This is a genomic window from Geminocystis sp. NIES-3709 (assembly GCF_001548115.1).
Classification (GTDB): domain Bacteria; phylum Cyanobacteriota; class Cyanobacteriia; order Cyanobacteriales; family Cyanobacteriaceae; genus Geminocystis.
In genome coordinates this window covers 3,361,689-3,376,683 of record NZ_AP014821.1, presented here as the reverse complement: position 1 = coordinate 3,376,683, position 14,995 = coordinate 3,361,689, and the positions used below count along the sequence as shown (strand labels likewise).

The 14,995-nt window shown below is 33.4% G+C and carries 9 protein-coding genes and 2 pseudogenes; 7 read left to right on the top strand and 4 right to left on the bottom strand.

Annotated features, from left to right (window positions below; genetic code table 11):
• The first annotated feature begins 129 nt into the window (after positions 1–129).
• From GM3709_RS14390 to lipB, 6 genes are all read left to right on the top strand, one after another.
• Entirely contained in the window at positions 130–1,827 is a 1,698-nt protein-coding gene (locus GM3709_RS14390) for an extracellular solute-binding protein (RefSeq protein ID WP_066120641.1), read from the top strand.
• A gap of 9 nt (positions 1,828–1,836) precedes the next feature.
• Positions 1,837–2,565 carry a hypothetical protein gene (locus GM3709_RS14385; RefSeq protein WP_066120638.1) on the top strand — a complete coding sequence of 243 codons (729 nt, stop codon included), beginning with the start codon at positions 1,837–1,839 and terminating at the stop codon, positions 2,563–2,565.
• 170 nt (positions 2,566–2,735) lie between these two features.
• The gene (locus tag GM3709_RS14380) at positions 2,736–3,926 is read left to right on the top strand and encodes a substrate-binding domain-containing protein (protein ID WP_082713014.1); all 1,191 of its coding nucleotides are present in this window, start codon (positions 2,736–2,738) and stop codon (positions 3,924–3,926) included.
• Between the two features lie 125 nt (positions 3,927–4,051).
• Positions 4,052–5,929: an NAD(P)H-quinone oxidoreductase subunit F gene (locus GM3709_RS14375; protein ID WP_066120636.1), complete on the top strand. Its 1,878-nt coding sequence runs from the start codon at positions 4,052–4,054 to the stop codon at positions 5,927–5,929.
• A gap of 335 nt (positions 5,930–6,264) precedes the next feature.
• Positions 6,265–7,761: an NADH-quinone oxidoreductase subunit M gene (locus GM3709_RS14370; RefSeq protein WP_066120634.1), complete on the top strand. Its 1,497-nt coding sequence runs from the start codon at positions 6,265–6,267 to the stop codon at positions 7,759–7,761.
• Positions 7,762–7,964: 203 nt separating this feature from the next.
• Positions 7,965–8,609: a lipoyl(octanoyl) transferase LipB gene (gene lipB, locus GM3709_RS14365; protein WP_173645724.1), complete on the top strand. Its 645-nt coding sequence runs from the start codon at positions 7,965–7,967 to the stop codon at positions 8,607–8,609.
• A gap of 47 nt (positions 8,610–8,656) precedes the next feature.
• On the opposite strand, the pseudogene GM3709_RS19305 reads toward lipB, so the two are convergent.
• From GM3709_RS19305 to GM3709_RS21175, 4 genes and pseudogenes are all read right to left on the bottom strand, one after another.
• Positions 8,657–9,818 (bottom strand): annotated as a pseudogene (locus GM3709_RS19305) (IS630 family transposase).
• Between the two features lie 339 nt (positions 9,819–10,157).
• Positions 10,158–10,694 (bottom strand): annotated as a pseudogene (locus tag GM3709_RS21185) (IS630 family transposase); the annotation flags it as partial.
• Between the two features lie 60 nt (positions 10,695–10,754).
• Positions 10,755–10,967 carry a helix-turn-helix domain-containing protein gene (locus GM3709_RS21180; RefSeq protein ID WP_197671841.1) on the bottom strand — a complete coding sequence of 71 codons (213 nt, stop codon included), beginning with the start codon at positions 10,965–10,967 and terminating at the stop codon, positions 10,755–10,757.
• Positions 10,949–11,155: a helix-turn-helix domain-containing protein gene (locus GM3709_RS21175; protein WP_197671840.1), complete on the bottom strand. Its 207-nt coding sequence runs from the start codon at positions 11,153–11,155 to the stop codon at positions 10,949–10,951. Before GM3709_RS21175 ends, GM3709_RS21180 begins: the two co-directional genes overlap by 19 nt.
• Before the next feature lie 257 nt (positions 11,156–11,412).
• Between GM3709_RS21175 and metH the strand changes: the two genes are divergently transcribed.
• Positions 11,413–14,985: a methionine synthase gene (metH, locus tag GM3709_RS14345; RefSeq protein ID WP_066120629.1), complete on the top strand. Its 3,573-nt coding sequence runs from the start codon at positions 11,413–11,415 to the stop codon at positions 14,983–14,985.
• Positions 14,986–14,995 lie beyond the last annotated feature (10 nt).

Below are 14,995 nucleotides of genomic sequence, written 5' to 3'. Positions count from 1 at the left end.
ATCGATCGGTTATGATTGGATTAAACCGAAATCATTTATGAAAATTTGCGTAAAAGCAAAAATGCCCGTACCATATTTATATCACTGATTTGGGTTGACGACAAAACCTAGAAATAAACTTTTTTCTCGATGGTCTTCAAACTTAAGTCAATCTTTCCTTTTATTGTAACTCCATTACTATTACTCTCATCTTGTAATCAAAGAAATAGTAATAATAATCAAACTTCAGGGATTTCTATTAAATTTTTAGTAGGTAGCGACTTAGGGGAATTTTGTCAACAAACAGCAACAAAACTTAATGCCACAAATCCGAAATTAAGTAACGGTAAATCTTTTTTGTTAACCTGTGATGCAAAAGGAAGTGGAGATGTTATTAATGAAGTTGTATCACTAGCACAACAGTTATCCGATGGGACAATTTTAGGGGAAGATGCTCAATTTCCTTCTTTAATTGCAGTAGATGGAGAGATATATCAGAATCAATTAATTTATCAAATTGACAAGATTTTTCCGGGAAAAAACTATATTCCTGCGATTACAGACACTCCTTTAATTGTTTTTAGTCCAATGGTGTTCATGACTACAAAAGAGTTAGCACCAGCCTTAGAAAAAACCCCGAATATTTACACAGGTTTAGCCAATTATAATAATTATCAACAATTAGATCCCAATAGTCAACCCTTACCTATCTATTTTGTGCAAACTGCACCCACTCGATCGAACTCTGGACTGCAAACTCTGGTTGCTCAATTTGCTTCTGTTGCCAATAAACCCCCTCAAGATTTAACGATCGAAGATGTGACAAAATATCAAGATAAAGTAAAAGCTATTCAAGAAAAAATTACTCGCTATGGAGTTTCTACCACCTCTTTGGCTAATTCAATGGTGGAAAATGGAGTGTTTTGGGCAAATGTAGGCTCTGTGTATGAGTCTTTAGTTATTCGTGCTAACAGTCAAGGCAATAACCAATATCAGGCAGTATATCCTAAAGCCACCTTTAGTTCTAACATTCGGGGTATGCTACCTAACGCCCCATGGGTGTCAGAGGAGGAAAAAGAAGGCGCGCAAAAAGTGCTAGATTTTATGTTAACTCCTGAATTACAAACCCTTGCCTCCGAGTTAGGATTGCGCCCCGGTATTCCGGGTATTCCTCTAAGTAACAAATTCAATGCTCAATTTGGTGTTAATCCTAATCCTAATTATGAGTCTTATCGTCCACCTAAACCAGAAGTGGTGGAAGCCATGCTTAAAAATTGGCAGGATTATGCTAAAAAACCCTCTCAAGTAGCGATCGTTGTGGACATTTCTGGTTCAATGCGAGGACAAAAAATGTCAGCAGTGCAAAATACGTTACTTAATTATGTGCAAAATTTGGGTGTAAAAGAGGAAATTGTATTAATAACTTTTAGTGATGAAATTAATCCTCCTATCATTATTAAAGGTACTCCAGAAGGCAAAAATAATGGCATTAAATATATCAGTAGTTTACAGGCGAGAGGTGGCACAAAATTATATGATAGTGCTTTATTTGCGAGGGATTGGTTAAGAAAAAATTTAAAACCTAATGCGATTAATGCTGTGTTAATTCTTACCGATGGAGAAGATTCAGGAAGCGGAATAACTTTACCAAATTTAGAAGCCCAATTGCAAAAAAGTGGTTTTAATAGTGATGAAAGAATTGCTTTTTTTACTGTAGGTTATGGTAATGATGGAGAATTTAATAGCCAAGTTTTAGAAGAAATTGCCAAAATAAATAATGGTTATTATCGTAAAGGTGATCCTAGCACGATAGATCAAGTGATGAATAATTTACAAGTAGAATTTTAAGGAGTTTTTATGGCAAAATTAGTCAATCCTCTTAACTATCCTTTAGGAGTTTTAATTGCAGGAATTTGTTTATTTTTAGGGGTAAGATTTGCCAATTTATCCTCCTTAATTATGTTGCCATTATCGGCTTCGATCGCTTTTATCAGTTCAGTAGTTTTAGTCGGTAAAGAAAAAGAAGTTCGAGGAGATATTGATATTCAAAATACAGCTTTAGAAACAGAGTTAAATAATGCTAAAAATCAAGCTAAATTATTAATAAAAAGTGCTGAAAGTTTACGCATGGAAGCAGAAAAGTTATTACAAGATTCATGGCAATTAGACTTATTAACTACTGTACAATATACGTGCGATCGAACCTTAGAATTACCAGAAAAAATAGAGAAATTAAGTAGAAGATTACACGGGGGAGATTCTTTATTATCAGTAGATGAATTAAATAAACAATTACGGCAAGTGGAAACAAAACAAAAGTATAGCGGGGGCATGGCATTAAGACAATTAAAACAACTAGAAACTACCTTAAAAAATAACATAGAATTAGCTTTAGAAGGACAGGATGCAAGGGAAGCTCAAGTGTTTTCCTTAGTGAATATTATTATTGAATTGGGAGGAGTTTTACAGAATTTACAAAATAAATTAAGAACATCTGATCTTACTAATTCTGAGCAAATTCAAGAGTTGAAAAGTTTAAGTCAGGAGTTAAATAATTTTCAAGATAATGTAGATTTATTAATTTAAAAAAACTCCACAAATATACTATTTAAAGTTTTTAATATTACCATATATGAAATAAGTTTGAACAGGATATGTTTTTATAAGAAATATCTCAAGTCATCACATCTTATTAAAAGAATCAAAATATTAGCTTTAATTGTATTAATAATAAATTAAATTCAAAAATAAAAATTATGAATAAATTAACACGAAAATTTTTAGCAATATTAAAAATGCCCTCTTCATCAGAACAGATTATATCTACTAAAAATCAAAATAAATCTAATAATTATACCAATCAACTTATTTCTTTAGGTATTATTTTCATTTCTTTAGGAATAACTTATTTACCACCTCTTTTGGGTTTAAAAACGAATATTATTATTGTTAGTGGTACAGAATTAAAAGAAGTTTTAGAAACGATCGAAAAAAAATTTGAACAAGAAAATTCTAATATTAATATAGATTTAAAGTTTCAAGGTTCACAAGATATTGTTACTAATTTTACTGATGAAAAAAACGATTTTAAACCAACTATTTTAATTCCTGCTAACAGTGAGTTAATTAATGAATTAGAAACTAAATTAAAAGCCCAAGGAGAAACTAAGATTTTTTATGATAACCCAAAAGCAATTGTTAAAACTTTATTAGTTGGTATTGCATGGGAAGAAAGAGGAAAAGTTTTATTTCCTGATAATAAATTTAATTGGAAAACATTAGAAAATGCCTTAATTACCAAAAATTGGGATAAATTAGGAGGAAAAAAAACATGGGGTAGTTTTGATTTTATCACAACAGATCCCACTCGATCGAATTCTGGTCAATTAACTCTTAGTTTATGGGCAAAAAATGAACTTAATCAAAATAATTTAAGTGTAAATGATCTTAATAGTCCTGAAATAAATAAACTATTTGGACTTATTAAAAGTTCCATTTATCAACCTCCTAGATCAACTGATATTTTATTACAAGAATTTATCGCAAGGGGAGTAAATGATGCTGATGTTGCTACAGTTTATGAAAGTATTGCTTTACACCGTTGGTTACAAGCCAAAGAAAATCAAAAACAAGGCTATCAAATTTATTATCCTAATCCTACCATTGAAACAACTATTATGGGTGCGATCGTACAAAAAAATGTGAATAAATCAGAAGCTAAATCAAGTCAAAAATTTTTAGATTTTTTAACAGAAAATGAACAACAAATAATTTTTGCAAACTATGGTTTTCGTCCGATGTATAATGTAGAGTTAAAATCTTTACCCAATACTCCTTGGAGTCAAAATATTCCCGGAGTAGAAATTAACCCTTCAGTTGAGATTAAATCCAGTCCAAATCCAGAGATAATAAATGAAATTCAAAAAGTGTGGTATCGTTCACCATAGCCTATTTTGCCATAGAAATTATAGAAAATAACCAATGGTATTAGAATATTTTATAGAGAATCCTAGTATCGATCGACAGATTGCTATAAGATTGATCATCAATATAATGATAGATAATGGGAATAATGATCGATTTTTTTACAAATTATATCTGGTTGATACCCTTTTATGGTCTATTAGGAGCAATATTAAGTCTTCCTTGGGCTTTTGGTTTCATTCGTAGGACAGGCCCTCGTCCAGCCGCTTATATTAATATTTTTATGACTGTACTATCTTTTATTCATGATAGTATCGTTTATAGTCATATTTGGCAAAAACCAGCTCAAAGTATCGTTTTTCCTTGGTTTAGCCTTGCTGATTTAGATTTATCTTTTACTATTGAAATTTCTCCTGTCAGTGTAGGAGCATTACAACTAGTAACAGGTATTAGTTTATTAGCTCAATTATTTGCACTAGGTTACATGGAGAAAGATTGGGCGTTGGCACGTTTCTTCGGTATGATGGGATTTTTTGAAGCGGCTTTAGGAGGATTAGCTTTAAGTGATTCTCTTTTACTAAGTTACGGTTTATTAGAATTGCTAACTCTCTCTACTTACTTATTAGTGGGTTTTTGGTATGCACAACCCCTCGTTGTCACCGCCGCCAGAGATGCTTTCTTAACGAAACGAGTGGGAGACATTCTCTTACTGATGGGTATTGTTGCACTTTCTAGTGATGGTGCTGGATTAAGTTTTTCTCAACTCCAAAATTGGGCAGAAACTTCTCCTTTACCTCCTTTTACTATAACTTTAATTGGTTTAGCTTTAATTGCTGGGCCTATCGGCAAATGTGCTCAATTTCCTCTTAATCTCTGGCTTGACGAAGGGATGGAAGGCCCTAATCCTGCTAGTATTATGCGTAACTCGATCGTTGTTTCTGCCGGTGCTTTTGTACTAATTAAACTAGCCCCTGTTTTCCTCTTATCTCCTGTGGTAGTTAATACTTTAATTGTCATCGGTGGAATTACCGCTATCGGTGGTTCATTAATTGCTTTGGCACAAATAGATCTCAAACGTACTTTATGTCATTCTACCAGTGCTTATCTTGGATTAGTGTTTATTGCGGTAGGTTTGGGTCATGTGGACATTGCTTTTTTGATATTATTTAGTCATGGTATTGGGAAGGCTTTGCTTTTCATGAGTGCAGGTTCTATAATTTTAACTACAAGCGGTCAAAATATCACAGAATTGGGTGGAATTTGGTCTAAAATGCCTGCTACTACACTAGCTTATATGACTGGTAGTGCTGGAATTATTGCTTTATTACCCTTGGGAATGTTAATGACTTTCTCCCGTTGGTTTAATGGAAGTCTCAATGTGTCTTGGTGGTTATTAACTATCCTTTTAATCGTCAATACCGTTAATGCGGTTAATTTTACAAGGGTTTTTCGCTTAGTATTTCTTGGCAAACCACAACCAAAAACTCGCCGAGCACCAGAAGTACCTTGGCAAATGGCTGTTCCTATGGTAAGTTTAACTATCCTTGCTCTTCTTGCACCTATTGCACCTATTAAATATTCTCTTTGGTTAAGTTCTACTGCCCCGATACTTAATAATGATACTATTGTGGTGAACTATGGTTTACCCTTAATCTTTTTATCCGGCGTGGTTGGTTGCTTAATTGGTGCTTTTATTCCTTTGAGAAGAGGTTGGAATCGTCCCATTGAGAAGTCAATTCGTGTAATTCAAGATCTCTTAGCTTACGATTTCTATCTTGATAAAATTTATCAGTTTACAGTAGTAGCTTTTGTCTCTAATTTAGCAAAATTTACCACTTGGTTCGATCGATATATTATTGATGGGGTAGTAAACCTCGTCAGTTTAGTGACAATTTTTAGTGGTAGTGCTCTTAAATATAACACTTCTGGACAATCACAGTTTTATATTTTAACCATTATCATCGGCGTTAGTTTACTAATGTGGTGTATTTTAAGTGGACAATGGGGAAATATCATCAACTATTGATCATTTCATTAAATTAACAATTTATAATTAAAAGTTATTGTTTTGAAAATAAATAATAAAATATCAAATTTATTTTATTCATAAAAACATCTTTTGTTAAATTCAAATTACGATCGATTATTCTTTTGTGTTAATCAATTTATAAGCTAAAAATAATTTAAACTTCTTATTTATAGATTAAAAAACTTTCAAATCTTTAACTATTTATTACCCATTCTCCATCTGTATCATTAATTTAGATGGCTTTGAAATATTATTCAGAGTATTTTGACTTATTATAAAAGTCATCTAAGAAATAATTTTTAATTACCTATTCCTAATTTTAAATTCATAATATGCTTAGTTTATTTATTTGGATTCCTATAATTAGTACTATAGTAATCTGTTTTTTACCTACTTTTAAAAATGTCTTAATTTATCGTCATATAGCTTTAATAATAGCTGGAATAATTTGTATTCTTAATGTTATTTTAGGGATAAAATTTCAAACCAATATTGTTGGGTTACAATTTACTGAGAATTTTACTTGGTTAAGTTGGTTAGGTTTAGGCTATGACTTAGGAGTAGATGGTTTATCATTTCCTCTCCTTTGTCTCAACAGTTTATTAACTTTAATTGCCCTTTATATCACACCAAAAGATATACAAAGACCTCGATTTTATTATGGCATGATTTTATTATTGAGTGGAGGAGTTGCCGGAGCATTTTTAGCTCAAAATTTACTACTCTTTTTCCTCTTTTATGAAATAGAAATTGTGCCATTGTATTTTCTTATTGCTGTCTGGGGTGGTGCAAGAAGAGGCTATGCCGCCATGAAGTTTTTATTATACACTGCCATTTCTGGATTTTTTGTATTAGTCTCCTTCTTAGGTTTAGTGTGGTTGAGTGGGGAATCAACTTTCGCATTTGAGCCTTTAAAATCTCATTCTATCCCTGTCAATAGCCAATTATTACTACTTATCCCTCTTTTAATTGGTTTATTTATCAAAATCCCCATTTTTCCCTTCCATACTTGGTTACCTGATGCCCATGTAGAAGCTAGTACCCCAGTTTCTGTGCTTCTGGCTGGAGTTTTATTGAAATTAGGAACTTATGGTTTACTAAGGTTTGGTGTTGGTTTCTTCCTTGAAGCATGGGTAATGATTGCCCCTTATCTTGCTTTTCTAGCAGGTATAAGTGCTTTATATGGGGCGACTTGTGCCATTGCACAAAAAGATATGAAAAAAGTAGTGGCTTATTCATCTATTGCACACATGGCTTATGTATTATTAGCGGCGGCGGCAACTACCAGATTAAGTTTAAGTGCCTCTATTTTGCAGATGATAAGTCATGGTTTAATCTCCGCCACGTTATTCATTTTAGTAGGGATAGTTTATAAAAAAACAGGCAGTCGAGATGTCAATTATCTAAGTGGTTTACTTAACCCGGAAAAAGGCTTACCTGTTACTGGTAGTTTAATGATTTTAGCAGTTATGGCCAGTTCTGGTATTCCGGGGATGGTAGGTTTTGTCTCTGAATTTCTCGTGTTTAGAGGTAGTTTCCCGATATTTCCTATACCAACTTTACTTTGTTTAATCGGTACAGGATTAACTGCTGTTTACTTCTTGCTTATGGTAAATCGTGTATTTTTTGGGCGTTTAACTCCAGAATTAAGTAATTTACCAAGGGTTTTATGGAGTGAAAGAATTCCAGCTTTAATCCTTGCTTTTTTAATTATTCTCTTTGGCTTACAACCTAATTTGATGATTCGTTGGAGTGAAACCCAAGCCACTGTCATTTTATATGGCAATCAAGAAACAACTTCAAATCCAATTCTACAAATTAATACTTAACTATCTGAGATTCAAGGTATTGGGTATTAGGTGTTAGGTATTAGGTTAAATTTTTCTAACAATAAAAAACTGTGAAACTCTTAACTATTACTATCACCTGTTGCCTATTCCTTACGCTTACGGAGTCAACTTAGACGAATCCTAGCTTACTAATTCAGAAAATTAATTATTTATTTAATTCACTATTCACTATTAATTGTTCATTGGTACACGATCGAGTTATAGAATTAGAAAATATTGGGTTAATCAGCTATAAAAAAGCATGGGAATACCAACAAAAATTAGTTCAAGAAAGACTAAAAAATCCTCTATTATCGGATAAGTTGTTATTAGTAGAACATCCCCCTGTTTATACCCTAGGCACCGGCTCTACTCTTAATAATCTCAAATTTGACCTAAAATCTTTTTCAGGGGAATTATACCGCACGGAAAGGGGCGGAGAGGTAACATTTCATTGTCTCGGACAAATTGTTGTTTATCCTATTCTAAATCTTCATTATTATAAACAAGATTTACATTGGTATTTAAGACAATTAGAAGAAGTCGTTATTCAACTTTTATATCAATATAATATTAAATCTTATAGAATAAAAGGCTTAACAGGAGTTTGGATTGGAAATGCAAAAATAGCAGCTATTGGTATTAAAGTTAAACGTTGGATTACGATGCACGGTTTTGCTTTAAATGTTGATTGCAACTTATCAGGTTTTAAGCAAATTATTCCTTGTGGTATTCAAGATAAATTTGTGACGAAGATGACCCATTATGATCCTAATATTAATATTATAGAAGTTAAGGAAAAATTAGTAGAAACTTTTGCAAAAGTTTTTTGTATTTCAATTATTTAGGAAGTGCTTCATAGTATTTTCGTGACAGTTGATAAGCTAAGACGCATTTAACTTACATTGATTAATTCACCCTTATTCTTAAATTTTTTACTCCAATTAATTACTAAACCTCCTTCATTTAATAAGTAATTTACTGTTTTTTCTAGCTGTTCTTTATTTTCAAAGTTTCTATAAGCTATATATTCCTTTGCCGAATGCCACACTAATTCTATTAAGTTATAATCTGGACTATATACCGGTAAATATTCTAGTCTTATATTCGGTAGATTTTTTTCTATTTTTTCTACTATTTCCTTTTTTTTATGGAAACTTGCGTTGTCTAATATTATGATTATTTTCGGACCACATTCTTTAAAATCTTTTTCATCATTTCCCTTACTTACCCATTCATTTTTTATTTCTTCCCATAACTTTTTTAATTGTTCACAAAACGTTTCTGAATCACCTTTTTTTATTACAAAACATCTTCTTTTTTTATCCGAATATCTTATTCCTCCCATGATATTTACTCTTCCTCTTCTTCTTTCTCCCTTCACCTTTTTTCTTTTTCCTTTTTTCGTCCATGTTTTTCTTCTTATCACCCTTAAACTAAAACCACATTCATGAGGGGCTGTGTGGCGAATTTAGTTCGCCACTTTAAACGCCCCATCCCAAAACCATACTTGAACTAACTCAGGATTCTCTTTACCTATTTCTATGTAATGTTCTAATTTTTCTTTAAATGCTTTTCTTTGTTCTTGATTTTGTTTGTCTTCTAAACTATATTTTCCCCAAATATAACTATACTTTTTTCTTTTTAATATCCTCACTACTTGTGATTTGCTTAATTTAATTCCTGTTTCTTTTTCCAAATGTTCTGATAATCTTTGCCCCGTCCATCGACCAAAATCATATCCAAAATCTTCAGGATTTTTATCAACTACTTCTAATAATCTTTCAATATATTTATCCGTTGCTTTTGTTTGGTTTCCTTTTCTTCTTTTATCTTGCAATGAATCTACATTATTAGGATTACCATGAACTGCCCAGTAAGCCACCGTTTTGGGGGAACAACCCAAAAAAACTGCTATTTCTTGATAATTTTTACCATCATTCTCTAATAAAAATATTAAAATTCTTTCCCTGACTTCCGATCTCTTTTCTATTTTTAAAGCATCTTGTAGATACTTTCTTTCTTCCTTCCTCTGACAAAAAATTTTTAGAAGGCATAAATCACACCTAAGTTTTATCTTTTCTGACTTAAATTATATACCAAATCAATGCGTCTTAGCTTATTCAGATAAACGCTATATTCATTTAATCTATGTGTTAAAGGTTCAATACTTGATTTTAAATAATTTACTTCTCCACGAGATAAAATATTTTCATTCAAGAATACAGTATCAAGATATTGTTGAAATTCATTAACACTGACTGAAAAGCGATAGACATCAATTTTATTTCTTAAAGTTTGATTGATTTGACCAATTTGTGTTTTTGAAGTATTTTGCTGATTATTTTGTACTCTGCAATACTCTAATCCTATCTCTTTTACTTGATCATAAGTACCTAGGCAAAATTAATTGTATATTTTGAACTAAAGTTTATAAGAATATTTTCTACTCCTTTTACTAAATCTAAATAAGTTTTATAACAGGAGTTCTCTAACCATTTATATTTCATAAATCTCCACAGTATTTCTATTTTATTTAATTGTGGTGAATAGGGTGGTAGAAAGAATATTTTTAATCCTTTTTTTTCCCATTCTTCTTCTTTATTCCAGAATTTTTTATTTTGATGAATCGAGGCATTATCCATTACTAATACTGTTTCCTTCTTTATTTTTTTACTCAAGTTATCTATACAAGCTATCACGATATCACTATTGATTGATGACTCAAATACATAGCTTTCTAACTCATTATTTTTTTTCATAAATCCTAACACATTTAATCTTTTACTTAGGCTACTTTCTCTTTCTATTTTTCTCCCTTTTTCTTGCCATCCATAAGGTAAACAAGGTACTAAACTAAATCCACTTTCATCACCATAATATATATCTATTTTTCCTTCATTTTCTGCTCTTTTTAGTTGCTCTAATTGTCTCTTTTTTTGTTGGTATAATTCAGGGCATACTTCCCCTTTTACTTTTTTCTTGAACCGATACTACCCCATGCCCTTTTTTTTTGCTAATCTTTTTATCGTATCTTTGCTTATTTTTATCTCCCACTCATTTTCTATTTTTTCTTGAACTATCTTTAAGGTTTTTGGATGAGATTTTATCCATTCTTTTACTTTTAATTCTTGTTGCTCATTTAAAGTTGATTTTCTTCCTCTTCCCTTCAAGCTATATAATCCATTTAAACCATTTTTTCCCAATTATTAAGCCAATTATAAATTGTATTTCTACTAATATTTAATATTAACATTATTTGAGTAATTTTATAACCTTGATAACTTAACAAAATCGATTTTGCTCGATGTCTAACTTGATAGTATTTACTTTTTTGTTCAATAGTCTTTAATAACTGTTGTGTTTCTGGAGCTAATCTGGTAACAAATCGCATTTTTTATCCTTGATTTACTTATTTTTCATATTTTTAGCAGATTTTAAGCTACATTAATTATTTTTAAATATAAATAAAACTTTTGTATATTACTTTTTGATTTTATTAAATTTATTTTAATGTTATAATTATACAATTAATTCTGCCCACTTACTTAACTCTAAATTGAAAAAGAGATAGCCCTAAGATTTCCCAGAAATAAGCTAAAGTAGTTATTTAACATAACTTTATAGAACTTCTCATAATCTCAGTCATCTATGAAAAGCCGATTTTTAGAAAGACTACACAGCAGCGATGCCAACGGCACGCTACGTGCACGACCAGTGCTAGTATTTGATGGTGCAATGGGTACAAATCTGCAAGTGCAAAACCTGACAGCCGAAGACTTTGGTGGTGCAGAATACGAAGGATGTAACGAATATTTAGTTCATACTAAACCCGAAGCAGTAGAAACCGTGCATCGAGGATTTTTGGAAGCAGGTGCAGATGTTATCGAAACCGACACCTTTGGGGGTACTCCCTTAGTTTTAGCAGAATATGACCTAGCAGATCAATCCTATTATCTCAACAAAACCGCCGCCCAACTTGCCAAAAGATTAGCCGATGAATATTCTACCCCTGAAAAACCCCGTTTTGTGGCAGGAAGTATCGGACCAGGTACAAAATTACCAACATTAGGACATATCGACTACGATACCCTCAAAAACGCCTATGTAACCCAAGTACAAGGCTTATACGATGGTGAGGTTGATTTATTATTAATAGAAACCTGTCAGGATGTCTTACAAATCAAAGCCGCCCTTAACGCCATTGAAGAAGTATTTAAGGAAAAAGGAGAAAGACTTCCCCTCATGGTATCCGTGACAATGGAAACAATGGGTACAATGTTAGTGGGTACAGAAATTAACGCCGCCCTCGCCATTTTAGAGCGCTATCCTATCGATATTATGGGGCTAAACTGCGCCACAGGACCCGATTTGATGAAACCTCACATCAAATATTTGAGCGAAAATTCTCCTTTCGTTGTCTCCTGTGTGCCTAACGCTGGTTTACCTGAAAATCTGGGCGGACAAGCTCATTACCGATTGACACCGATCGAGCTACGCATGGCGTTAATGCACTTTATCGAAGACTTAGGGGTTCAAATTATCGGCGGGTGTTGTGGAACCCGTTACGAGCATATTAGAGCTTTAGCAGAAATCGCTAGTACATTAAAACCAAAACAAAGACAGTATCATTATGAGCCTTCCGCAGCATCTATCTATACAACTCAGCCCTATCAACAGGATAACTCTTTCCTGATTGTGGGAGAAAGACTCAACGCCAGTGGCTCGAAAAAATGCCGTGATTTACTCAACGCCGAAGATTGGGATGGTTTAATCTCCCTCGCCAAAGCCCAAGTAAAAGAAGGGGCGCACATCCTCGATGTTAACGTGGATTATGTGGGGCGCGACGGGGTGAAAGATATGCACGAATTGGCTTCCCGTCTGGTGAATAACGTTACCCTCCCCTTGATGTTAGACTCCACCGAATGGCAAAAAATGGAGGCAGGTTTGAAAGTGGCAGGGGGTAAATGTATCCTCAACTCTACTAACTATGAAGACGGAGAAGAACGATTTTTCAAGGTATTGGAATTGGCGAAGCAATACGGTGCCGGGGTGGTGATTGGTACTATAGATGAGGATGGTATGGCGCGCACTGCTGATAAAAAGGTGGAAATTGCCCAACGAGCTTATCAAGACGTGGTAAATTATGGCATTCCCCCCCATGAAATCTTTTTTGATACCCTTGCTTTGCCTATTTCGACGGGGATTGAGGAAGACAGAGAAAACGGAAAAGCGACGCTCGAATCTATCCAACGCATCCATGCAATGTTTCCCGAATGTCATTTTATGTTAGGGGTGTCGAATATCTCCTTTGGCTTGAATCCTGCGGCAAGACAGGTGTTAAACTCCGTGTTTCTCCATGAAGCCATGCAAATAGGAATGGACGGTGCGATCGTATCTGCTAGTAAAATATTACCATTGGCAAAAATTGACGAAGAAGCGCTTAAAATTTGCACTGATTTAATCTATGATAAAAGAGAATTTGACGGTGATATTTGCACTTATGATCCATTAGGAAAATTAACCACATTATTTGAGGGTAAAACCACTAAAAGTATTAAAACAAATGTGGCAGATTTACCCATTGAAGAAAGACTAAAACAACATATTATTGAAGGGGAAAGAATAGGCTTAGAAGATGCTTTAAAACTGGCATTAGAAACCTATCCACCCTTAGAAATTATCAACGTTTATTTATTAGACGGGATGAAAGTTGTGGGAGAATTATTTGGCAGTGGACAAATGCAATTACCCTTCGTTTTACAGTCTGCTCAAACCATGAAAGCCGCCGTTGCTTTTCTTGAACCATTTATGGATAAAGCCGATAGTGATGGTAGCGGAAAAGGCACATTTTTAATCGCTACAGTGAAAGGAGATGTTCACGACATTGGTAAAAATTTAGTGGATATTATTCTGTCTAATAATGGCTATAAAGTGATTAATTTAGGCATTAAACAACCCGTAGAAAACATCATTAAAGCCTACCGTGAATCCAACGCAGATTGTATCGCCATGAGTGGTTTATTAGTAAAATCCACCGCTTTTATGAAAGACAATTTAGAGACATTTAACCAAGAAGGAATCAATGTTCCTGTTATCTTAGGGGGGGCGGCATTAACCCCCAAATTTGTCTATGAAGATTGTCAAAATGCTTATCAAGGAAAAGTAGTTTATGGAAAAGATGCCTTTGCTGATTTGCATTTTATGGATAAATTAATGCCCTCCAAAAAAAGTAATCAATGGGATAACTTAGAAGGATTTTTAGGAGATTTTGTTGAAGAAAATAGTATCTTTAAAGGACGTAATTTTGACGAATCAGGAGAAGTCGTAAAACAGGCTTCTAGCCTGTCCAAAAATCAAGAAATCAAAGAAATTGATACTCGAAGAAGTGACGCAGTGGATGGGAATATCGATCGACCTACTCCTCCTTTTTGGGGTACAAAAATTATGTCTCCTGATGAGCTTAATTTAGACGAAATTCTCTGGTATTTAGACTTACAAGCACTGTTTGCTGGGCAATGGCAATTCCGTAAACCTCAAGGGCAACCGAGAGAAGAATATGATCAATTTTTGCAAAAAAAAGTTTACCCTATTTTAGAGGAATGGAAAACGAAAATTAAAGCAGAAAATTTATTACATCCCACTCTCATTTATGGTTATTTTCCTTGTCAATCTCAGGGCAATACTTTATATATTTATAACCCTGAAAATCCTGAAGCTAAGGAAGAAATTGCTAAGTTTGAATTTCCTCGTCAAAAGTCTGGTAAAAGGTTATGTATTGCGGACTTTTTCGCCTCGAAAGATTCTGGAATAATTGATGTTTTCCCCCTCCAAGCGGTGACAGTGGGAGAAATTGCCACAGAATACGCCCAAAAACTGTTTGCTAATGATGAATATACCAACTACCTCTATTATCATGGTATGGCGGTGCAAACGGCGGAGGCGATGGCGGAATGGTGTCATGCAAGGATTCGCCGTGAGTTGGGTTTTGGACATTTAGAGCCTGACAATATTAAAGAAATCTTTAAGCAACATTATCAGGGTTCACGGTATAGTTTTGGTTATCCAGCTTGTCCGAATATGCAAGATCAGTATGTACAGTTAGATTTACTGGACGCTAAACGGATTGGTATGTATATGGATGAGTCAGAACAAATATACCCTGAACAGTCCACAAGTGCGATCGTCTGTTATCATCCTGTAGCTAAATATTTTAGTGCTTAATCTATCAAAA